This is a genomic window from Lysobacter sp. A378 (genome assembly GCF_054052125.1).
Map to the genome: position 1 here is coordinate 95,000 of NZ_JBSVRK010000004.1, position 20,264 is coordinate 115,263.

Sequence of the window (20,264 nt, forward strand, 5' to 3'; positions counted from 1 at the left end):
GAAGGATGACGCCGGTCGGCACGGTCACCATCATCGGTTCGTTCAACATCGACCACGTGTGGGCGCTGCCGACCCTGCCGCAAGTCGGTGAAACGCTGGCCGGCACGTACCATACCGGCCCGGGCGGCAAGGGCTTCAACCAGGCCACAGCGGCTGCGCGCGCAGGAGCACAGACCGCGTTCGTCTGCTCACTGGGTTCCGACGCGGGCGGCCAGCTCGCCCGCTCGTTGGCGGGCGCGGACGGCATCGAGCTGCACGCCGCCGACAGCGATGCGCCCACCGGGACCGCCGGCATCTACGTCGACCGGCAGGGTCGCAACAGCATCGTCTTCGGTCCCGGTGCGAACGCGGATCTGGGCGCGGACTTCGTGCATGCGCAGGGCCGCGTGCTGGCCGCCTCAACGGTGGTGCTGGCGCAACTGGAGTCGCCGGTCGCGGCGGTGGCGGCCGGGTTCGCGATTGCCCGCGCCAACGACGTGATGACGGTGCTCAACCCGGCGCCGGCGGATGCCGACCTGACCACCGCCCTGCTGGCGCTCAGCGACCTGATCACGCCCAACGAGTCGGAGTTCTGTTCGCAGTTGCTTCGCCACCACGGCGACCGGCTGGCCGCCGACGATCTCGGCGCCTTGGACGATGCAACCCTGCACGGCCACTGCCGCAAATTGTTGCCGCATGGGAGCGTGATCATCACCCTCGGCGCGGCCGGCTGCTTTGTGTCCCACGTCGAGCACCAACGCCGCGGCGATGACCGCGTGTTCTATCGGGTTGCCGCCGCCTTGGCGCAGGTGGTCGACACCACCGGCGCCGGCGACGCCTTCAACGGCGCGCTGGTGGCATCGATCGCCCAGCTGCCGTCGCATCCCTTCGCCCGGCACATAGCCTTTGCCAACCGCTACGCCGCACGCGCCACCGAACACACCGGCGCCGCACAGGCAATGCCACGCCTGCGTCCGGAAGCGGACGGGGTCATTGCCGTCATCCCCGCCAGCTAGAATACCCACCATGCAGATCGGCCCTTACACCATTGACCCGAAAGTGATCCTCGCCCCCATGGCCGGGGTCACCGACAAGCCGTTCCGGGTGCTGTGCAAGCGCCTGGGTGCGGGCTTGTGCGTGTCGGAGATGACCACGTCCGACCCGCGTTTCTGGGCGACAACCAAGTCCCGCCACCGCATGGACCATGCCGGCGAGCCGGCGCCGATCAGCATCCAGATCGCCGGTACCGTGCCGGCGATCATGGCCGACGCGGCGCGCCACAACGTCGATCAGGGAGCGCAGATCATCGACATCAACATGGGTTGCCCGGCCAAGAAGGTCTGCAACGCGTGGGCCGGGTCGGCGCTGATGCGCGAGCCGGCATTGGTTTCGCGGATCGTGGAAGCAGTGGTCAACGCGGTCGATGTTCCGGTGACGCTGAAGATCCGCACTGGCTGGGCGGCCGGCCAACGCAATGCGCTGGAGATCGCCCGCATCGCCGAGTCCGCCGGCATCGCCGCATTGGCGGTGCATGGACGCACCCGAGACCAACAGTACAAAGGCGTGGCCGAGTACGACACCATCGCCGAGGTCAAGGCCGCGCTGTCGATCCCGGTCATGGCCAATGGCGATATCGACTCCCCGCTCAAGGCCGAGGCGGTGTTGAAATACACCGGTTGTGATGCGGTGATGGTGGGGCGTGCCGCGCAAGGCCGGCCCTGGATATTCCGCGGGATTGCCCATTACCTGGCCACCGGCGAGTTGCTGGCCGAGCCTTCCCTGGTCGAGGTGCGTGACGTGTTGCTGGGTCACCTTGATCACCTTCACCGGTTCTATGGCGAGCGTTCCGGCGTGCGTATCGCGCGCAAGCACCTGGGTTGGTATGCGAAAGACCACCCGGAAAACACCGCCTTCCGCGCCGTGGTCAACCAGGCCGAGACCGCCCAACTGCAGGTCCGGCTGACCCGGGATTATTTCGACGCGTTGATCGCCGGCGTCGCGCCGCAGCTGCCCGTCGCCGCCTGAATATACTCCTCGGCTGGAGCCGGCCACCCGCCCTCAGTACCACCTTAACCACAGGCAAACTCCGGTCACGGCACAATGCGCCAACCAGATGTTGCCTGTATCATTCGCACCCATCCCTTTATCCGAATGCAAGGATATAGCCCTGATGTCCAGCTACCTGTTTACCTCCGAATCCGTTTCCGAAGGCCACCCGGACAAGATCGCCGACCAGATCTCCGACGCCGTCCTGGATGCGATCCTGACCCAGGACAAGCGCGCCCGCGTGGCCTGCGAAACCATGGTCAAGACCGGCGTCGCCATCGTCGCTGGCGAGATCACCACCTCGGCGTGGATCGATCTGGAAGAGGTGACCCGCAAGGTCATCCTGGATATCGGCTACAACAGCTCCGAGGTCGGTTTTGACGGCGCCACCTGCGGCGTGTTGAACCTGATCGGCAAGCAGTCGCTTGATATCGCCGCCGGCGTGGATGGCAGCAAGAAGAAGCTGAAAAAGCCGGAAGAACAAGGCGCGGGCGACCAGGGGCTGATGTTCGGCTATGCCTGCAACGAGGCCCCCGAGTTCATGCCGGCGCCGATCTATTACAGCCATCGGCTGGTCGAGCAGCAGGCGAAGATCCGCAAGAAGAAGAACTCCCCGCTGCCGTGGCTGCGTCCGGACGCCAAGAGCCAGGTCACCCTGCGCTATGACGACGCCGGCCAGATCGCCGGCCTGGATGCGGTGGTGCTGTCGACCCAGCACGATCCGGGCATCAAGCAGAAGGACCTGGTCGAGGCGGTCCGCGAGCACATCCTCAAGCCGGTGCTGCCGAAGGCGTGGCTGGAGTCACTGCCCAAGAACAAGATCCACATCAACCCGACAGGCATCTTCGTGGTGGGCGGGCCGGTGGGCGATTGCGGCCTGACCGGGCGCAAAATCATTGTTGACACCTACGGCGGCATGGCGCGCCACGGTGGCGGTGCGTTCTCCGGCAAGGACCCATCCAAGGTCGACCGTTCGGCCGCCTACGCCGCGCGTTACGTGGCCAAGAACCTGGTCGCCGCCGGTCTGGCCGACAAGTGCGAGGTGCAGTTGTCCTACGCGATCGGCGTCGCCGAGCCGACCTCGATCTCGGTCACCACCTTCGGCACCGGCAAGATCAGCGATGACAAGCTCGAACTGCTGATCCGCAAGCATTTCGACCTGCGCCCGTACGGCATCGTCAAGATGCTCGACCTGATCCACCCGGTCTATCAGGCGACCGCGGCTTACGGTCACTTCGGCCGCAAGCCCAGGGACGTCAGCTACACCGACTCGGTTGGCGTGACCCACAAGGCGACGGCGTTCTCGTGGGAGAAAACCGACAAGGCCGAAGAGCTGCGCAAGGCGGCGAAGCTGAAGAAGTAGAATGGCGCGGCTTGCGCGGCTGCAATCGGAATGATGTCGTCGTAAACGGGCCGCCTCTCGCGGCCCGTTTACGTTTCTCGCCGTGACATTCACGGCGGCATCCGCACCGATCACAACCGCCCCTCTTCGTTGGTCGCACGACCAGCGGCACCCCGCCCCAGAACACGGATTGCGCTCCTTGAACACCGACACCACCCCACCGCCGATGGACGATAGCGACCATCTCTCGCCCGAGCGCCTGCGCGCGGCGTTGGAGCTGCTGGAGGCCGTCGCCGCTGACCGCACCTTGCTCGATGCCGTGCCCGATGCCGAGCGCAAGCGGCTGCACCAGGCCGTCGCCCGGGTCTATCACCCCGAACCGGGCACCCGTCGACAAAAACTCAAGGCGCGCGAGCGCGAGCTCAATGCCGAGAAGATCCGCCGTGCCGACGCGGCGCTGAACCAGACCGGCATCCGCACGCTGCGGCGCAAGCCGGTGTTCACCGCGCTCAACTACTTTCCACCACACGGCCCCGGCGCACAGGCGTTGCTGGCACAGGGCGAACTCGAGGCAGCCGACGCCGGCCACGAATCTCCCGAGCTGCTGCACTGCTACGTCTGCAAGCAGAAATACACCCATGTGCACCACTTCTACGACCAGCTGTGCCCGGCCTGCGCGGCGTTCAACTTTCACAAACGCACCGAGCTGGCCGACCTCAGCGGCCGGGTCGCACTGCTGACCGGCGGGCGGGTCAAGATCGGCTATCAGGCCGGACTGAAACTGCTGCGCGCGGGCGCGGAACTGATTGTCACCACCCGCTTCCCCCGCGATTCCGCCGCCCGCTACGCGCAGGAGCCGGATTTTGGCGACTGGGGCCACCGGCTGGAGGTGTTTGGCCTGGACCTGCGCCATACGCCAAGCGTAGAGGCGTTTTGCAGCGAGCTGCTGGCCACCCGCCCGCGGCTGGATTTCATCATCAACAACGCCTGCCAGACGGTGCGTCGCCCGCCGGAGTTCTACGCCCACATGATGGCCGGCGAGACCGCGGCGCTGCGCGATACGCCGGAAGCGGTGCGCCAGCTGATCGGCAATTACGAGGGCTTGCGCAGCCAGGACCTGCTCGGCGAGGCGACCGCATCGGTGCAGGCCGCGGCGGCGCGCAGTGACTTGCCAACGATGGCTGGCGAGGCCGCCGGGCTGCTGCGTGCGGCCGAGCTGTCGCAGGTGCCGCTGCTGGCGGAGGAACTGCTGGGCCAGAAACACCTGTTCCCCGAAGGTCGGCTCGACCAGGACCTGCAGCAGGTTGACCTGCGCGGGCGCAATTCCTGGCGGCTGCAGATGCACGAGGTGCCGTCGGTGGAATTGCTGGAGGTGCAACTGGTGAACGCGATCGCACCGTTCCTCATCAACGCACGCCTGAAGCCGCTGATGCTGCGCAGCGCGGATGGCAGCGCACCGACCCGCGACAAGCACATCGTCAACGTGTCCGCGGTGGAGGGCCAGTTTTATCGCAACTTCAAGACCACCCGCCATCCGCATACCAACATGGCCAAGGCGGCGTTGAACATGATGACGCGCACCTCGGCCGCCGATTACCACGGCGATGGCATCCACATGAACAGCGTCGATACCGGCTGGGTGACCGACGAGGATCCGGCCGAGCTGGCCGCGCGCAAGGTGCTGGAAGAACGCTTCCATCCGCCGCTGGACATCATTGATGGTGCGGCGCGGATCGTCGATCCGATCATCAATGGCATCAATACCGGCGAGCACGTCTGGGGCCAGTTCCTGAAGGACTACAAGCCGACCGACTGGTAACGATTGCCCGGACCGAACCGGTATAATCGACCGGTCCGCCAAGGGGCGCTGCGACCGTGACCCAGAGTACGGCCAGGCTTGGCAGAACCGATGACACGTCCCATGGACGTGCCGTCCGCAACAACGGCGCCCGGTTGCAATTACCCGCCCTGACGTCCGCATGTTCGATGCGGCAGGGACCGAACCGGAGCACACCATGAACGACACTACCAAGACCTTCTCGACCGAAGGCGATTACAAGATCGCCGACATTTCCCTGGCCGACTGGGGACGCAAGGAACTCGACATCGCCGAGCACGAGATGCCGGGCCTGATGTCAATCCGCCGCAAGCACGCCGCCGAGGCCCCGCTCAAGGGCGTGCGCGTGACCGGCTCGTTGCACATGACGATCCAGACCGCGGTGCTGATCGAGACGCTGAAGGACATCGGCGCCGACGTGCGCTGGGCGTCGTGCAACATCTTCAGCACCCAAGACCACGCCGCCGCCGCGATCGCCGCCACCGGCACCCCGGTGTTCGCCTGGAAGGGCGAGTCGCTGGAGGAGTACTGGGACTGCACGCTGGAGGCGTTGAGCTTCCGCGACGGCAAGGGCGCGGACGGTAAAGAAAAATTTCTCGGGCCGCAGCTGGTGGTCGACGACGGCGGCGACGTGACCCTGCTGATCCACAAGGGCTATGAGCTCGAGAACGGCAGCAAGTGGGTCGATGAGCCGGCCACCTCGCACGAGGAGCAGGTGATCAAGAACCTGCTCAAGCGTGTCGCGACCGAGCGCCCGGGTTACTGGCACACCGTGGTCAATGACTGGAAGGGCGTCTCCGAAGAGACCACCACCGGCGTGCACCGCCTGTACCAGCTGGCCGAAGCCGGCTCGCTGCTGATCCCGGCGATCAACGTCAACGACTCGGTCACCAAGTCCAAGTTCGACAACCTGTACGGCTGCCGCGAGTCGCTGGCCGATGGCCTGAAGCGCGCGATGGACGTGATGCTGGCCGGCAAGGTTGCGGTGGTCTGCGGCTATGGCGACGTCGGCAAGGGCTGCGCGGCATCGCTGCAAGCCTACGGCGCGCGCGTGGTGGTCACCGAAATCGACCCGATCTGCGCCCTGCAGGCGGCGATGGAAGGATTCGAGGTCAACACCATCGAGTCCACCCTGGGCCGCGGCGACATCTACGTCACCACCACCGGCAACAAGGACATCATCACCGCCGTGCACATGCAGGCGATGAAGGACCAGGCGATCGTGTGCAACATCGGCCACTTCGACAACGAGATCCAGGTCGACGCGCTGAAGGAGCTCAAGGGCGTCGAGCACGTCAACATCAAGCCGCAGGTGGACAAGTTCATCTTCCCGAACGGCAACGCGATCTTCCTGCTGGCCGAAGGCCGGCTTGTCAACCTGGGCTGCGCCACCGGCCATCCGAGCTTCGTGATGTCCAACTCGTTTGCCAACCAGACCCTCGCCCAGATCGACCTGTGGGCGAACAAGGACAGCTACGGCAAGCAGGTCTACCTGCTGCCCAAGAAGCTCGACGAAGAAGTCGCGCGACTGCACCTGGAGAAGATCGGCGTGAAGCTGACCACGCTGAGCAACGAACAAGCCGAATACCTTGGCGTGCCGGTCGAAGGCCCGTACAAGCCGGATCATTACCGCTACTGATCGATCGTCCAGTCGGACTCTATTGAAAACGGGCGCTTCGGCGCCCGTTTTTGTTGCGCGAGATGGGAACTTGAATGTTCATCGCGATGAAGCGATATACTCACGCGATTCCCAACCTGTCTACGCGCCCATGATCCCGATCAGCTTCGAGTTCTACCCGCCCAAGACCGACGAGCAGCGCGCGCAACTCGACCGCACCACCACCAAGCTCAAGGCGCACTCGCCGGAATACGTGTCGTGCACCTTCGGCGCCGGTGGCTCGACCCTGAGCTACACGCCGGAAACCGTCGAGCGGCTGCAGCACCGCCATGCGCTCAGCTCGGCGCCGCACATCTCCTGCGTCGGCGGCACCCGCGCCGAACTGGGCGAGCTGCTGCAGCGCTACAAGGCCATGGGCTGCCGCCGCATCGTCGCCCTGCGCGGCGACCTGCCGTCGGGCATGGGCCATCCCGGCGACTTCCGTTACGCCACCGACCTGGTCGAGTTCATCCGTCGCGAGCACGACGGCCAGTTCCACATCGAGGTCGCCGCCTACCCCGAGGTGCACCCGCAGGCACGCGATGCCCATTCCGACATCGGCCACTTCGTGCGCAAGGTAGAGGCCGGCGCCGACGGCGCGATCACCCAGTACTTCTACAACGCCGACGCCTACTTCCGCTTTGTCGATGACGTCCGCGCCGCCGGCGTCGACATCCCGATCGTGCCCGGGATCATGCCGATCTCGAACTTCAGCCAGCTCCGGCGTTTCTCCGAAATGTGCGGCGCCGAGATCCCGCGCTGGATCGCCCAACGCATGCTGGCCTATGGCGACGACGCCGAAAGCATCCGCGGTTTTGCCACCGACGTGGTGGCTGGTTTGTGCAGGCGATTGGTTGAAGGCGGCGCCCCGGGCCTGCACTTCTACACGCTGAACCTGGCAAAACCGAGCATGAACGTACTCGCCAAGTTGGCCTGAGTTCAGCGGCGGTTGCGAGGGCGTTCAGTCCTGACGCCCTTTGGTTACAAGGCTTTGACGGGGCCGGGCGGAGCCTGTGGTATCCCCGCAGGTCCCCCGTCACCATGAACACGCACTCGCTGATCCCCCTCGCCGCCTTGCTGGCCGCACTCGCCATGCCCGGCGTTGCGCCTGCCCAAGGCGGCAACTTCCAGGACGGCATCCAGCGATGCGAGGCGCCCGACGGGACCGAGATCTACACCGACAAGGCCTGCTCGACGTTCGGCGCCACCGCGATGCCGATGTCGGGCGAACTGCTGACGCGCCTGGCCTCCGACAATGCTGGCCATGACAGCGCCGCCCATGCCGTGTTCGGCGCCCGCCATGCCCCGGCAGTTGCGCGCCGTTCCGCCGCCAGCGGCTGCGCCCGCTCCTCGACCCAGCTGTCGATGGATCTGCAAGGTGCATGGGCGCTGGGCGACGTCAACCGGATCGCCGAGAGTTACCACTGGGTCGGGCTCGACTCCGGCCAGACGCGTTCGATCATGCAGCGGCTGGGTCGCCTGGCGGAGCAACCACTGTGGCAGGCCCACTATTTCGACGCCCGGATCGGTGGCGGGATGATGCAGTTGGCCGATGCCTCCGGCGGCGCCAACCACAGCAATGTCGGGGTCATGCAACTCGTGTTCGGCGACGACGCGTCGCGCCGGGTGCAGGATTTCAAGGTCCGGCGTTACCACGGCTGCTATTTCGTCCAGTTCTGAGCGACCCGCTTCAACGATGCGTCGCCGCCGCGTACGCTGGCGGGATGCCACTCCACCCTGACCATATCCACCCTGACCAGACATTGCTCCCGCCCGGTTTGTCGCGCCGCGGCGGTCTGGTGGCGCTCGGACTGTTGTGCGCGTTGGCCTGGTCACCCAACGCGGCCGCCGAGGTCAACCGCTGCCAGCACAGCGACGGTACGGTGACGTATACCGACCGTCGTTGCTCGGACATTGGCGCGGTCGAACGGGCGCCCCCGCCCGCCCGCGTCGGCAGTCGGCGGATCTATCGTGATGGCTGCGCGCGCAACGTGCAGGACCTGATGTTCGAGATGACCACCGCGATCGACGGTGGCGACGCGAACCGTCTTGCCAGCGTCTACCACTGGGCGGGCGCGTCCAGCCGCGGCGCCACGGCAGTGATGACCCGGCTTGCCGTGGTGGTCAGCCAGCCACTGGTCGACATCGTGCCCGTGGTGCCGGAGCCGGAGCCTGCACCATCGCCGGTATCCACGCCGACCATAGGCGACCCCGGCGAACGCTATTACCCCTCCACGGTGATCGACGCCAAGCCGGTTGCGTTGCGGGTCGTGCAAACCCTCGAAAACGGCGTCACGCCATCGGAAACGGTGTTCGGGCTGCACCGCTACTTCGGCTGCCTGTGGATCAGGAATTGAGCAGGCACAATAAGACGCTCACCCACACGCGGATACCTGACCGATGCAATACCCCGAATGGATCTGGCACAACGGCGCGATCAAGCGCTGGGAAGATGCAACCACCCACGTGATGTCGCACGCGCTGCACTACGGCTCGTCGGTGTTCGAGGGCATTCGTTGCTACGAGACGCCCGCCGGCCCGGCGATCTTCCGGTTGACCGACCACAACGTGCGCCTGTGTGCGTCGGCCAGGATCTACGACATGCCGATGCCGTACGGGGTGGATGAGATCAATGCCGCCTGTCGCGAAGTCATTCGCCGCAACAATCTGGGCAAGGCTTACCTGCGTCCCCTCGCTTTCCGCGGTCTCGGCGGCTTCGGCCTGTCTGCCGACACCCCGGTCGAGATGTCGGTAGCGGCCTGGGAAATGGGCCCATACCTCGGCGCCGGCGTGCTGGAGGCCGGCATCGACGCTTGCGTGTCGAGTTGGCAGCGACTCGCCCCCAACACCATCCCGACCGGGGCCAAGGCCGGCGGAAACTACCTGTCCGGCCAACTGATCGCACGTGAGGCACGGCGGCTCGGCTTCGGCGAAGGGATCGCGCTGGCGTCGACCGGCCTGTTGTCCGAAGGCGCCGGGGAGAACATATTCCTGGTGTTCGACGGCGCCCTGCACACCACCCCGGTCAGTGCCGCGCTACTCAACGGCATCACGCGCAACTCGATCATCCGCCTCGCCCGCGATGCCGGCATCGAGGTGGTCGAGCGGGACATGCCGCGCGAGTACCTGTACCTGTGCGACGAGCTGTTCATGTGCGGCACCGCGGCAGAGATCACCCCGATCCGCTCGGTTGACGGCCGCCAGGTCGGCACCGGCAAGCCGGGACCGGTGACGCTGCGAATCCAGGAATTGTTCTTCGGTCTGTTTGACGGCAGTACGCCAGACACGTACGGCTGGTTGGAGCCACTGGAAGAACCGGCCGGATCGTAGCCTCGGCTCAGGCCGGCGGGCCGGTGTCGGCACCGACACCGGCATCGCTGGTCGCCGCCAGCGCGTCGCCCACGTCGAACCTCAATGTCGCGACCACGCCTATTTCGGCACCTGGCCGTACCGACACGTTCCAGCCATACAGGTCGCACAGCCGGCGCACGATCGACAGGCCGATCCCGCCGCCTTGTGAGTAACCGGCGTGGGTGCCCCGATAGCCGCGCTGGAACACATGGGCGGCATCTTCCGCACTCAGCCCGGGGCCCGAATCAATCACCTCGACTGCGTTGGGCAGCATTCGTACGATCACCTCCCCCCGGGTGGTGTACTTGACCGCATTGCCGATCAGGTTGCCCAGCGCCACCGCGACGGCGGCTTCCGGTGCATCGACCACCAGCGGGCCGAGCTCATCCTCAAGCCGCAACTGCAAGGGCTTTCCCGCAAGCTGGGTGCGATGCACATCCAGCGACTGCGCCGCCAGCTTGGCCACATCGGTCGAGCCACGCCCACGCTCGTTCCTGGACAGCAGCAACAACGCGCTGATCAGGTCGGTGCATTGCTGCTCGGCACGCTCGATCCGGTGCAGGCGGGCGCGGGTCTTGTCGTCGATATCGGGCCGTGACAGCAACAATTCCGCCGCGCCGCGAATGACAGCCAGCGGCGTGCGCAGTTCGTGGCTGACATCGGCGTTGAACTCGCGGTCGCGCTGGACGACCTCGGTCAATCGGCCGGCATAGTCATCCAGCGCCTCCGCCAACTGGCCAACTTCGTCATCGGGAAAGTGCGCGGCCAGCTCCTCCGATTCGGCACTGCGGCCGGATATCTTGAGACGCTTCGCCAGCTCCAGTACCGGGCTCATCACCCGCGACGCCGACCACCAGCCCAGCACCAGCGACAGCAGGGTGAACAGCAACACCGAGCCATACAAGGCGCGATTGAACTGCTCTTCGCTGCGCTTGGACTGGGTCATGTCGTAGGCCAGGAAGAACCAGGCCTGCGGCGTTTTCCGCACCGCCAGCTTGTACGCGAACTCGTCACCGGTCTCATCGACCCCGAGCATGCCGGTGATGCCGTCGGACAGCTCGTACCACTCGGGCCGGTTGCGCCGGACCGACCCGAACTTGTCGGGCGTGTAGACATAAGCCTTGATCTGGTCGACCGGGAACAACGGGTTCTCCGGGTCCAGTTCAAACTGCCGCGCCGCCTCGGAGATGTTGCGATTCATCATCTCCTCGACCAGCTGGTTTTCCACCCGGGTGCGGGTCCAGTTGGTCGCCCAGGCAAACAGCAGGGTCAGGCTGAAACCCAGCAGCACGAACGACAGGATGATGCGGCTGCGTAGGCGCCGCCGGTAACGCATCCGACGGCGCGTCGGCGCCGGCGAGCCGGACGTTGACTCAGTTGGTGGCATCGAGTTCGGCGATCCGGTAGCCAATGCCGTGACGGGTGTGGATCAGCGACGTTTCGAAAGGCTTGTCGACCACCGCGCGCAGCCCGTGGATATGCACACGCAGGCTATCGGAGTCCGGCAGCTCTTCGCCCCATACCCGGGTCTCCAACTCTTGCCGGGTCACCACCGCAGGCGACGACTCCATGAGTGACTGCAATATTTTCAGACCGGTGGGATTGAGCTGCAGCAGCTTTCCCTGGCGACGCACTTCCAGCGTGTCCAGGTTGTACTCCAGATCGGCGGCAGTCAGCACCCGGGTCTGCACCCCGCGCCCCCGGCGCGACAGCGCGTTCAGCCGGACCTCGACTTCCTGCAGCGCAAACGGCTTGATCAGGTAGTCATCCGCGCCCGAGTCGAAGCCGGCCAACTTGTTGTCCAGGCTGTCGCGCGCGGTCAGCATCAATACCGGGGTCTGCTTGCGCGCCTCGTTGCGCAGCTTCCGGCAGACTTCCAGCCCGTCCATGCCCGGCAAGTTGAGATCGAGCACGATCGCATCGAAGTCGTGGACGACCGCCAGGTGCAGTCCGGTAATGCCATCAGCGGCGAAGTCGACGGTGTGGCCCCGATCTTCCAGGAAGTCGCCCAGGTTGGCGGCGATGTCCTGATTGTCTTCGATGACGAGGATGCGCATGTGGTGGTTCCTGGTTGAGGGTTGGCCGGCAATCAGCGTGACAGGGTTCACATCATGGCAGTGTGCTGGCGCTGGGCACCAGCATAAAAGAAAGCCCAGACACGGGACCACCGCGCCTGGGCCAAAAGTTGTTGCCCGATACCGAAACCTGCATTGCCACTGCTGCGGTGTAATCGACTGACTTGGTCAATTGGCGCGAACACTGATATGCAACGGACAGTATTCCGGTCCAGATCAATCTACGTGGTCGCCGATTAAACGTTTGTTAATCGGACCCTCGGTTTTTTGCAGTGACACGCTTGGCCGCGCGCCGTTTGTATCGCTGGGCCACGTAATCAACAATCTCGCCGGCCACATCGACGCCACTGGCCGACTCGATGCCCTCCAGACCCGGCGAGGCATTCACCTCGAGCACCAGCGGGCCCTGGCGCGAACGGATCAGGTCGACACCGGCGACGCCCAGTCCCAGCACCCGTGCCGCGCGGATCGCGACCTCCTGTTCAGCCAACGTGGCACGTGCGCCCTTGGCCTTGCCGCCGCGGTGCAGATTGGAGCGGAAATCCCCCGCTGGCGCCTGGCGTCGCATGGCCGCCACCACCTTGCTGCCAACCACGAAGCAACGCAGGTCCGCGCCCTGGGCCTCGGGAATGAACTCCTGCACCAGAAATTGCGCGTACAGGCCACGCAACGCCTCGATCACTCCGCGTGAGGCCGACATCTTCTCGGTCAGCATCACGCCGGCGCCCTGGGTGCCTTCGTTGAGCTTGATCACGTGCGGGGGTGGCCCCAGCATCGACAGCAGGTCGACAGTGTCATCGGGGTTGTCGCCAAACACCGTTGCCGGCATCCCGATCCCCTCCGCGGCGAGCAGCTGGTGGCTGCGCAACTTGTCGCGTGCGCGCAGGATCGCGTCCGACGGGTTCGGGCTGAGGGTGCCCATCAGCTCGAACTGGCGCAGTACCGCGCTGCCGTAGCGGGTGACCGAAGCGCCGATACGGGGAATCACCGCGTGGTAACCGGAGATGGGCCGGCCCTTGTAATTCATCGCAAAGCCATCGCCGGAGATGCGCATGTAACAACGCAACGGATCGAGCGTGCGGACGCTGTGGCCCTGCTCCCGGGCGGCCTCGACCAGGCGCCGGGTCGAGTACAACTTGGTGTTGCGCGACAGGATCGCGAGTTTCATGCGGACAGGGTCCATGGGTGGTCGAACGAACGATCGGACACGGGCTTGCCGTGCAGGAACGAGCGTGCCGGATCGACCATGAACGCATGGGCCATCGCGGTACGGCCGAGCAACATCGGAAACAGCATGCCTCGTCGGTCGGCCAGGTTGATGTCGATCTGGCGCTCGACACCTCCCAGGCGTAGCGACGTCCTCACGAACGCGCGACGGGTCCGATGGCCACCCGAGTCGGTGACCTCGCGCTCGTCCGCCAATGGCGCGACACATTCCATCGAGATGCCGCCGACGCCACCCGGCGTCAACTGAAAACCGACCCATGGCGCGCCGCCCTCGACGAAACGCCACTGCGCGTCGACATGCAGCGCCGAGCTGCGCGCGCCACTGTCGACCTTGGCCCGGATCGCGGCCACCCCGAGGGCCGGCAAGTCGACCCATTCCCGCCAGCCCAAAACAACCCTTGGCATCATCTGCTTCCGCTCCAGGCGAAATTGTATCGATGGTGCAACCATCACGGTGACCCGCCCATGACAGACCCGGGAACATGGGTGCCGTCATCGGCGCGAGCCAACGAAAACGGCGGCCCCGTCCATCAGGACCAGGCCGCCGCGCATGTGGAGCGGGTGAAGGGAATCGAACCCTCGTCAGTTGCTTGGGAAGCAACAGCTCTACCATTGAGCTACACCCGCATCACGCCAGTTTAAAGCCTTTGCCGGGCGCCGGGGAAGCCCGCCTCAGAAGGTGCCGCCCATGGTGGCGAACACGGTGGCGTGGTGACCACCCTGCTGACCCAGCGTCAGGCTGCTGCCGATGTTCGCGTCCAGTCCCATCACCCGCGTGCGGGCGCCGAACGTCAGGCTGCCGTAGCTGTCATCGAACGCCACCCCGGGCACCGCGAATTGCGCCGTGCCCGGCATCGACTGCAACTGCCCGAAGGCCTGCGACGGGGCATCCTCGAACTCGCGGTCGATGGTCGCCCGCGCATACGGCTGCAGATGCTCGCTGGCGATGTAACGCATTTGCCAGCCCGCGGTGCCGATCAGCGAGTCGAACTCCTGCTCCGGGTACGCCAGCGAGGTCGACAACTGCGGATCGCTCTCGCCGAACCCGTCAATCCGGATCTTCTGCGCGAGTACGCCCAGCACCGGCCCATGGCGCAACGCGCCATCACCGAACTCCCAGCCCGCATTCACGCCGGCACTGACGTTGCTGCCATCCACGTCCGCGCGGTGCACCCGGGTGACGCGACCCAGGTTGGCATTGCGCTCGAGGTCGAAGCCCAACTGGCTATAGCTCACCTGGGCGTTGACCCAGGCCCCGCTACCGGCAGTCCAGCCCAGGTAACCACCGATGCTGGCGGCGCTCTGGTCGAAACTGCCACCGCTGCGGCCCCAGTCCTGCTTCAGCTGGCCATAGCCGCCAAACCCGCCAAGGGTCAGGCCATCGCGGTGCCAGTCGACACCGACCGTCACGGCCGGGCCGGCGCCGTCATACAGGTCGCCATGATCGTAACGCTGGAAATCCCCACGCACGTCACCCCACCAGCGCTTGCCATTGGTCATCGTCACGCCGGTCAGTTGCGCGGCAACACGGTCGGCGCGGGCACGTCCGACCATCGACGCGGAATTGGCCAGCACGGCGACCTGGCGCGGCGCCTCCAGGATCGAGGCGGCATAGTCGGCGATCACCTCATGTGCTGCGCCGGTGGGATGCACGCCATCGGCAAACAGGTAACTGGTGGCGGCATCCGGGGTCACGTAGCTGCCGGGCTGGCAGGTAACGGACTGGGCGGTGATCTGGGGTTGGCAGGCGGTGCCGGTGATGTTGCTGAAACCGAACCCGGCTGGACTGGCGGCAACTTCCTGGAACAGATGGAACATGTCCAGCGGAATCACCTGCAACCCCGACGCGGCCAGTCCGCCGTACAGCGCGTCGTTGTAAACCGTCGCCAACTGGGTCAGCTGGCCTTGTGCGAGGGCGCCCTGCGCGCGCGCGGATGGCGTCAGCCCCAGGTCGGGGATGCTGGGCACCAGCACGTACTGCGCGCCAGCCGCCTGCAACGCGCCAACGACGCCGATCTGCGCGGTCACTGCGGCACCGATGGTGGCCTGGGGCGGCGCGCCCTGGGCGACCGCGAACAGATCATTATTGCCACCCCACACCGTGTACAGGGCATTGGGATCAGCGACACCGCCGGTCGCGGTGAGGTAGCTGGTGACCTGGGTCATCATCGACGGCGTCGGCCCGAGCGGGCCGACCTCGTCTTCCCCCGCACGCGCCCCGCCAACCGCGTAATTGCTGCCACCCTGGTTGGCTGCGGCCGCCTGGGTGCCGTAAAAATCGGCCAGGTACTCCGACCAGACCAGCCCCGGGTTGGTGGTGAACTTGCCCAGGATGGCGGCCTGCGGCCCCACCGCCTGGATCAACGCTGGCCGGAAGTGTCCGGAGTCGGTCAGGCTGTCGCCAAAGAAGATGGTCTGCGAATACGGCTGATCGTTGGCCTCCGGGTCACCTGCCACGGCCAGCGACGGCGCGAAGGCGAGTGCAACGGCAATGGCAAGGGCGGCGCGAATAGGTTTCAACGGGGTAACTCCTGCGATGGGCAAAACACGGACCAGCGCCACAATACGCCAGCGGACGGCCTGTATCGAAACACGGGTGTTGGCCGCAGACAAGCCACATCAGCCACCGGCGCCAACCGGCAACCCGCTTGATTGTTGCCAGCGGCGCGCCAGCGAGCCGGTCGCCGGGCTGGCCCTTTTCGGCCCGTCCCGAGACAATGTCGGCATGGACATCATTCTCAATGGCGAACCGCGCGAGCTCGCGGCCCCCACCACGCTGGCCCGTCTGTTACAGGACGAGGGCCTGGCCGAACGCCGGGTTGCGGTGGAGATCAACGGCCAGATCGTGCCGCGCAGCCAGCACGACGAACGCGCGCTGGCCGATGGCGACCGGATCGAGATCGTGCATGCCCTGGGCGGCGGCTGACGCCCGGCTGTCCGGCGGTGCGATAATCGCGGCATGAACGCATTCAACGCCACCGACTTCCGCGCCGCCGACCCCTTGCTGATTGCCGGCAAGGCCTACACCTCGCGCCTGCTTACCGGCACCGGCAAGTTCGTCGACCTGGACCAGACCCGGCGCGCGACCGAGGCCGCCGGGGCACAGATCGTCACCGTCGCGATCCGCCGCACCAACATCGGCCAGAACCCGGGCGAGCCCAACCTGCTGGACGTGCTGCCACTGGATCGTTTCACGATCCTGCCCAATACCGCCGGCTGCTACACCGCCGACGAGGCAGTGCGCACCTGCCGGCTGGCGCGCGAACTGCTCGACGGGCGCAACCTGGTCAAGCTGGAAGTGCTGGGCGACCACAAGACGTTGTACCCCGACGTGGTGCAGACCCTGGCCGCCGCCGAGACGCTGGTCAAGGATGGCTTCGACGTGATGGTCTACACCTCCGACGACCCGCTGCTGGCCAAGCGACTGGAAGAAATTGGTTGCGTGGCGGTGATGCCGCTGGCAGCACCGATCGGTTCCGGGCTCGGTATCCAGAACAAGTGGAACCTGGTGGAAATCGTGGAGAACGCGAAGGTGCCGATCATCGTCGACGCGGGCGTGGGCACCGCCTCCGATGCTGCCATCGCGATGGAACTTGGCTGCGATGGCGTGTTGATGAACACCGCGATCGCCGGTGCCAGGGACCCCGTGCTGATGGCCCACGCGATGCAGTTGGCCATCCAGGCGGGGCGCGCCGCGTTCAAGGCCGGCCGGGTGGCGCGCAAGCGTTATGCCAGTGCCTCCAGCCCGGTGGAAGGCATCATCGACTGATGCCCGACAGCGACCCGCCGCAGCCGACCGTTCCCAAAACGCCGAAACCCGTTTCCGGCAAACCGTTCATCGTCACCGAAGGCCATCGCCAGATCCGCAGCTTCGTGTTGCGCCAGGGCCGGTTCACCCCGGCCCAGCAGCGCGCGTTCGACCAGCAGTGGGAGCGCTTCGGGATCGACTTCAGGCCGGCCGAAAGCCGGGACCAACCCCGTGACTTCGACACCGTGTTCGGGCGCGTCGCACCGCGGGTGGTGGAGATCGGGTTCGGCAATGGCGAGGCGTTGCTGTTCGCCTCCCGGCACGACCCGGCACGCGACCTGATCGGTATCGAGGTCCATGCGCCCGGCGTCGGCCGCCTGCTCAACGCGGTGGCACTGGACGATGCCACCAACGTGCGTGTCTACCACCACGATGCGGTCGAGGTGCTGACCCACGAGGTGGCCGACGCCAGCCTTGACGAGGTCCGGATCTACTTCCCGGATCCATGGCACAAGAAGCGCCACAACAAGCGGCGGCTGCTGCAACCCGGGTTCGCCGCCCTGCTGGTTCGCAAACTCGCCCCGGGCGGTCGCTTGCACCTCGCCACCGATTGGCACGACTATGCTGAGCAGATGTGGGACGTGCTGGATGCGACCGATGGCATCGTCAACCGCGCCGGACAGCGCGGCTCGGTACCGCGGCCGGACTGGCGCCCGCAGACGCATTTCGAGACCCGCGGCCAGAAACTCGGCCATGGCGTCTGGGATCTTCTTTACGACCGCTGCTGACGGTTGCTGACCACAAGACAGGCCGACCACCAAAGTGTTCAACCCGGGCATGGACACCGCACTGACGCTTACCACCGACATGAAGCTGGTACTGGGGCTGGTGGTGTTCACGATGGTGATGTTCCTGTTCGAGCGCGTCCGCGCCGACGTGGTCGCACTGGTCGTGCTGGTGCTGCTGGGTTTGTCGGGACTGGTCTCACCGGACATCATCTTCAACGGCTTCTCGTCCAACGCGGTGATGAGCATCATCGCCACCATGATCCTGGGCGCCGGCCTGGACCGCACCGGCGCGCTCAACCGGCTGGCGGCGTGGTTGTTGAGGCGCTCGCACGGAATCGAGGAACGCCTGCTGCTGCTGACCGGCGCAGTGGCCGGCCTGAACTCCTCGGTGATGCAGAACCCGTCGGTCATGGCGTTGTACCTGCCGGTGGCATCGCGCCTGTCATCGCGAACCGGGCTGACCCTGCCGCGGCTGTTATTGCCGCTGGCCACCGCGATCGTGATGGGCAGCTCGTTGACGATGGTCGGCAACTCACCGCTGATCCTGCTCAATGACCTGCTGCTGGCGGCCAACAGCAACCTGCCATCGGGTGCGGCGACGCTGGAGCCGTTGCAGATGTTCGCGACCCTGCCGATCGGCTTGGCGTTGCTGGCCACCTCGTTGCTGTATTTCAGGTTCTTCGGCAGCAAGCGTCTGCACGAGGGCGTCGGCAAGGGCGCCACCCCGGCGCGCACCCAAAGCTATTTTGAGGACGCCTACGGCATCGAGGGCGATGTCTACGAGTTGACCGTCACCGCCGACAGCCCACTGGTGGGCATGTCCCTGGGTGAGGCGGAAACCTTGCACGATGCACCGCTGATCCTGGCCATCAAGACCAAGGACGATGCACGGCTGTCACCGTCTGCCGATGCGCGGATCTGGGTCGGCAGCGTGCTGGGCGCGATGGGCCCCAGGCAGCAGGTCGCGGATTTCGCCCAGAACCAGATGCTGCGGATGAGTTCCCGGTTGCGCGTGTTCGCCGACTTGTTCAACCCGAGCCGTGCGGGCATTTCCGAAGCGGTGATCCCGGCGAACTCCAAGTTCATCGGCAAGACCGCGCGCGACCTGCACTTGCGCAAGACCCACAGCCTGAGCCTGCTCGCCGTCAATCGCGACAAGAAGGTGATGCGCGAGGATGTGCGCAACCTGGCGTTGCGCGCCGGCGACATGCTGGTGCTGCACAGCATCTGGGCCAACCTCGCCGACGCTGCCAAGGGCAAGGACCTGGTGGTGGTGACCGATTACCCCAAGGGCGAGCAACGCCCGCACAAGCTGAAGATCGCACTGGGGATTTTCGCCTTGGCCATGTTGGTTGCCTTGTCGTCGCGGCTGCCGGTATCGATCGCACTGATGGCCGGCGTTGCCGGGATGTTGCTGACCGGGGTGATCCACATCGACGAGGCGTACTCGGCCATCAGCTGGAAGACGGTGTTCCTGATGGCCTGCCTGATCCCGCTGGGCTGGGCGATGGATTCCAGCGGCGCGGCGGCCTGGGTCGCCGGGCACAGTATCGAGCGATTGCCGGACGGCACCCCGACCTGGTTGCTGCAATTGCTGCTGGGCTTGCTGACCACCGCGTTTTCACTGGTGATCAGCCATGTCGGCGCGGCCATCGTGATGGTGCCGTTGGCAATCAACCTGGCGCTCGCGGCGGGCGGTGACCCGACCGCGTTCGCGTTGATCGTCGCGTTGTCGGCGTCGAACAACTTCATGACCGCATCCAATCCGGTGATCTCGATGATCACCGGACCGGCGGGGTATACCGGCAAGGAGCTTTGGAAGGTCGGCGGGCCGTTGTCGCTGGCCTACACCGCGATCGCGGTGTTGATGGTGAACCTACTGTTCTGAGTGCCCGGCAGCGCCACTTTTCAGCCACACCGCACCGTCACGCACTTCCACCGCCACCGCGCGCAGCGAATCCCCCCGGCAGGGGCCGGCAACGCACTCGCCGTGCTGCAACTCGAAACTGGCGCCATGCGCGGCGCAGACCAGCAACCCGTCCTTGCTCTTCAGGAACTGGCCCGGCGCCCAGTCCAGCTGACGACCGGCATGCGGACAGACATTGAGCCAGGCGCGCACCTGCTCGCCATCGCGATACAGAACCAGCGGCTCCATGTCGTCATCCAGGTCCGCACCCACCGCGGCAAACCCGCCATCGGCAAGACGATCCATCG

General features: G+C 65.8%; 19 protein-coding genes, 1 tRNA gene and 1 riboswitch. Of the genes, 13 read left to right on the forward strand and 7 right to left on the reverse strand.

The window, feature by feature from the left end; all coding sequences use genetic code 11:
* The first annotated feature begins 5 nt into the window (after nucleotides 1-5).
* From ACW7G1_RS13240 to ACW7G1_RS13280, 9 genes are all read left to right on the forward strand, one after another.
* Complete coding sequence (locus ACW7G1_RS13240) at nucleotides 6-995, forward strand: ribokinase (protein ID WP_456980230.1); 990 nt, start codon at nucleotides 6-8, stop codon at nucleotides 993-995.
* Nucleotides 996-1,005: 10 nt separating this feature from the next.
* Nucleotides 1,006-2,004 (forward strand): tRNA dihydrouridine synthase DusB, encoded by a 999-nt coding sequence (gene dusB / locus ACW7G1_RS13245; RefSeq protein WP_456980231.1) that lies wholly within the window; start codon nucleotides 1,006-1,008, stop codon nucleotides 2,002-2,004.
* A 145-nt stretch (nucleotides 2,005-2,149) separates the two neighbouring features.
* Nucleotides 2,150-3,388, forward strand: a complete 1,239-nt coding sequence (metK, locus tag ACW7G1_RS13250; protein ID WP_456980232.1) for a methionine adenosyltransferase — start codon at nucleotides 2,150-2,152, stop codon at nucleotides 3,386-3,388.
* A 205-nt stretch (nucleotides 3,389-3,593) separates the two neighbouring features.
* Complete coding sequence (locus ACW7G1_RS13255; protein WP_456980384.1) at nucleotides 3,594-5,186, forward strand: SDR family NAD(P)-dependent oxidoreductase; 1,593 nt, start codon at nucleotides 3,594-3,596, stop codon at nucleotides 5,184-5,186.
* A 34-nt stretch (nucleotides 5,187-5,220) separates the two neighbouring features.
* A riboswitch (S-adenosyl-L-homocysteine riboswitch) is annotated at nucleotides 5,221-5,325 on the forward strand.
* A gap of 57 nt (nucleotides 5,326-5,382) precedes the next feature.
* Nucleotides 5,383-6,843: an adenosylhomocysteinase gene (gene ahcY / locus ACW7G1_RS13260; RefSeq protein WP_456980233.1), complete on the forward strand. Its 1,461-nt coding sequence runs from the start codon at nucleotides 5,383-5,385 to the stop codon at nucleotides 6,841-6,843.
* Between the two features lie 130 nt (nucleotides 6,844-6,973).
* Nucleotides 6,974-7,798, forward strand: a complete 825-nt coding sequence (gene metF / locus ACW7G1_RS13265) for a methylenetetrahydrofolate reductase [NAD(P)H] (protein WP_456980234.1) — start codon at nucleotides 6,974-6,976, stop codon at nucleotides 7,796-7,798.
* A 104-nt stretch (nucleotides 7,799-7,902) separates the two neighbouring features.
* On the forward strand, nucleotides 7,903-8,541 hold the full coding sequence (locus ACW7G1_RS13270) for a hypothetical protein (RefSeq protein WP_456980235.1): 639 nt from the start codon (nucleotides 7,903-7,905) through the stop codon (nucleotides 8,539-8,541).
* Nucleotides 8,542-8,585: 44 nt separating this feature from the next.
* Nucleotides 8,586-9,218, forward strand: a complete 633-nt coding sequence (locus ACW7G1_RS13275; protein WP_456980236.1) for a DUF4124 domain-containing protein — start codon at nucleotides 8,586-8,588, stop codon at nucleotides 9,216-9,218.
* A 43-nt stretch (nucleotides 9,219-9,261) separates the two neighbouring features.
* Complete coding sequence (locus tag ACW7G1_RS13280) at nucleotides 9,262-10,191, forward strand: branched-chain amino acid transaminase (RefSeq protein ID WP_456980237.1); 930 nt, start codon at nucleotides 9,262-9,264, stop codon at nucleotides 10,189-10,191.
* Nucleotides 10,192-10,198: 7 nt separating this feature from the next.
* Here the strand turns inward: ACW7G1_RS13280 and ACW7G1_RS13285 are convergent, their stop codons facing one another.
* The 6 genes from ACW7G1_RS13285 to ACW7G1_RS13310 all read right to left on the reverse strand — a co-directional run bounded on the left by ACW7G1_RS13285 (nucleotide 10,199) and on the right by ACW7G1_RS13310 (nucleotide 16,034).
* A complete protein-coding gene (locus ACW7G1_RS13285; protein WP_456980238.1) occupies nucleotides 10,199-11,599 on the reverse strand; it encodes a sensor histidine kinase in 1,401 nt (466 codons plus the stop codon).
* Nucleotides 11,586-12,269, reverse strand: coding sequence for a response regulator transcription factor (locus ACW7G1_RS13290; RefSeq protein ID WP_456980239.1), 684 nt, complete (start codon nucleotides 12,267-12,269; stop codon nucleotides 11,586-11,588). The genes ACW7G1_RS13285 and ACW7G1_RS13290 overlap by 14 nt, the downstream gene beginning before the upstream one ends.
* A gap of 265 nt (nucleotides 12,270-12,534) precedes the next feature.
* Nucleotides 12,535-13,455: a 30S ribosomal protein S6--L-glutamate ligase gene (gene rimK, locus ACW7G1_RS13295; protein WP_456980240.1), complete on the reverse strand. Its 921-nt coding sequence runs from the start codon at nucleotides 13,453-13,455 to the stop codon at nucleotides 12,535-12,537.
* Nucleotides 13,452-13,919, reverse strand: coding sequence for an ATP-dependent zinc protease family protein (locus tag ACW7G1_RS13300; RefSeq protein ID WP_456980241.1), 468 nt, complete (start codon nucleotides 13,917-13,919; stop codon nucleotides 13,452-13,454). The genes rimK and ACW7G1_RS13300 overlap by 4 nt, the downstream gene beginning before the upstream one ends.
* 148 nt (nucleotides 13,920-14,067) lie before the next feature.
* A tRNA-Gly gene (locus tag ACW7G1_RS13305) sits at nucleotides 14,068-14,141 on the reverse strand.
* A gap of 45 nt (nucleotides 14,142-14,186) precedes the next feature.
* Entirely contained in the window at nucleotides 14,187-16,034 is a 1,848-nt protein-coding gene (locus tag ACW7G1_RS13310) for an autotransporter domain-containing protein (protein WP_456980242.1), read from the reverse strand.
* Nucleotides 16,035-16,239: 205 nt separating this feature from the next.
* On the opposite strand from ACW7G1_RS13310, the gene thiS reads away from it, so the two are divergent.
* Genes thiS through ACW7G1_RS13330 form a run of 4 tightly spaced genes read left to right on the forward strand, consistent with a single transcriptional unit; the run spans nucleotide 16,240 to nucleotide 19,938 of the window.
* On the forward strand, nucleotides 16,240-16,440 hold the full coding sequence (gene thiS / locus ACW7G1_RS13315) for a sulfur carrier protein ThiS (protein WP_456980243.1): 201 nt from the start codon (nucleotides 16,240-16,242) through the stop codon (nucleotides 16,438-16,440).
* Nucleotides 16,441-16,473: 33 nt separating this feature from the next.
* Nucleotides 16,474-17,283, forward strand: a complete 810-nt coding sequence (locus ACW7G1_RS13320) for a thiazole synthase (RefSeq protein WP_456980244.1) — start codon at nucleotides 16,474-16,476, stop codon at nucleotides 17,281-17,283.
* The gene (trmB, locus tag ACW7G1_RS13325) at nucleotides 17,283-18,050 is read left to right on the forward strand and encodes a tRNA (guanosine(46)-N7)-methyltransferase TrmB (RefSeq protein ID WP_456980245.1); all 768 of its coding nucleotides are present in this window, start codon (nucleotides 17,283-17,285) and stop codon (nucleotides 18,048-18,050) included. The genes ACW7G1_RS13320 and trmB overlap by 1 nt, the downstream gene beginning before the upstream one ends.
* 49 nt (nucleotides 18,051-18,099) lie before the next feature.
* Nucleotides 18,100-19,938, forward strand: coding sequence for an SLC13 family permease (locus ACW7G1_RS13330; RefSeq protein ID WP_456980246.1), 1,839 nt, complete (start codon nucleotides 18,100-18,102; stop codon nucleotides 19,936-19,938).
* On the opposite strand, the gene ACW7G1_RS13335 is transcribed toward ACW7G1_RS13330, so the two are convergent.
* On the reverse strand, nucleotides 19,927-20,262 hold the full coding sequence (locus tag ACW7G1_RS13335; RefSeq protein WP_456980385.1) for a Rieske (2Fe-2S) protein: 336 nt from the start codon (nucleotides 20,260-20,262) through the stop codon (nucleotides 19,927-19,929). The two genes, ACW7G1_RS13330 and ACW7G1_RS13335, sit on opposite strands and share 12 nt — an antisense overlap.
* Nucleotides 20,263-20,264: the final 2 nt, after the last annotated feature.

Bases quoted from the DNA above. Each gene is read 5' to 3' on its own strand.
- ACW7G1_RS13275 (WP_456980236.1), top strand. From the start codon at position 8,586: ATGCCACTCCACCCTGACCATATCCACCCTGACCAGACATTGCTCCCG.
- ACW7G1_RS13320 (WP_456980244.1), top strand. From the start codon at position 16,474: ATGAACGCATTCAACGCCACCGACTTCCGCGCCGCCGACCCCTTGCTG.
- ACW7G1_RS13290 (WP_456980239.1), bottom strand. From the start codon at position 12,269: ATGCGCATCCTCGTCATCGAAGACAATCAGGACATCGCCGCCAACCTG.
- ACW7G1_RS13255 (WP_456980384.1), top strand. From the start codon at position 3,594: ATGGACGATAGCGACCATCTCTCGCCCGAGCGCCTGCGCGCGGCGTTG.
- ACW7G1_RS13300 (WP_456980241.1), bottom strand. From the start codon at position 13,919: ATGCCAAGGGTTGTTTTGGGCTGGCGGGAATGGGTCGACTTGCCGGCC.
- ACW7G1_RS13330 (WP_456980246.1), top strand. From the start codon at position 18,100: ATGGACACCGCACTGACGCTTACCACCGACATGAAGCTGGTACTGGGG.
- ACW7G1_RS13270 (WP_456980235.1), top strand. From the start codon at position 7,903: ATGAACACGCACTCGCTGATCCCCCTCGCCGCCTTGCTGGCCGCACTC.
- ACW7G1_RS13280 (WP_456980237.1), top strand. From the start codon at position 9,262: ATGCAATACCCCGAATGGATCTGGCACAACGGCGCGATCAAGCGCTGG.
- ACW7G1_RS13285 (WP_456980238.1), bottom strand. From the start codon at position 11,599: ATGCCACCAACTGAGTCAACGTCCGGCTCGCCGGCGCCGACGCGCCGT.
- ACW7G1_RS13335 (WP_456980385.1), bottom strand. From the start codon at position 20,262: ATGGATCGTCTTGCCGATGGCGGGTTTGCCGCGGTGGGTGCGGACCTG.
- ahcY (WP_456980233.1), top strand. From the start codon at position 5,383: ATGAACGACACTACCAAGACCTTCTCGACCGAAGGCGATTACAAGATC.
- thiS (WP_456980243.1), top strand. From the start codon at position 16,240: ATGGACATCATTCTCAATGGCGAACCGCGCGAGCTCGCGGCCCCCACC.
- metF (WP_456980234.1), top strand. From the start codon at position 6,974: ATGATCCCGATCAGCTTCGAGTTCTACCCGCCCAAGACCGACGAGCAG.
- rimK (WP_456980240.1), bottom strand. From the start codon at position 13,455: ATGAAACTCGCGATCCTGTCGCGCAACACCAAGTTGTACTCGACCCGG.
- dusB (WP_456980231.1), top strand. From the start codon at position 1,006: ATGCAGATCGGCCCTTACACCATTGACCCGAAAGTGATCCTCGCCCCC.
- ACW7G1_RS13240 (WP_456980230.1), top strand. From the start codon at position 6: ATGACGCCGGTCGGCACGGTCACCATCATCGGTTCGTTCAACATCGAC.
- trmB (WP_456980245.1), top strand. From the start codon at position 17,283: ATGCCCGACAGCGACCCGCCGCAGCCGACCGTTCCCAAAACGCCGAAA.
- metK (WP_456980232.1), top strand. From the start codon at position 2,150: ATGTCCAGCTACCTGTTTACCTCCGAATCCGTTTCCGAAGGCCACCCG.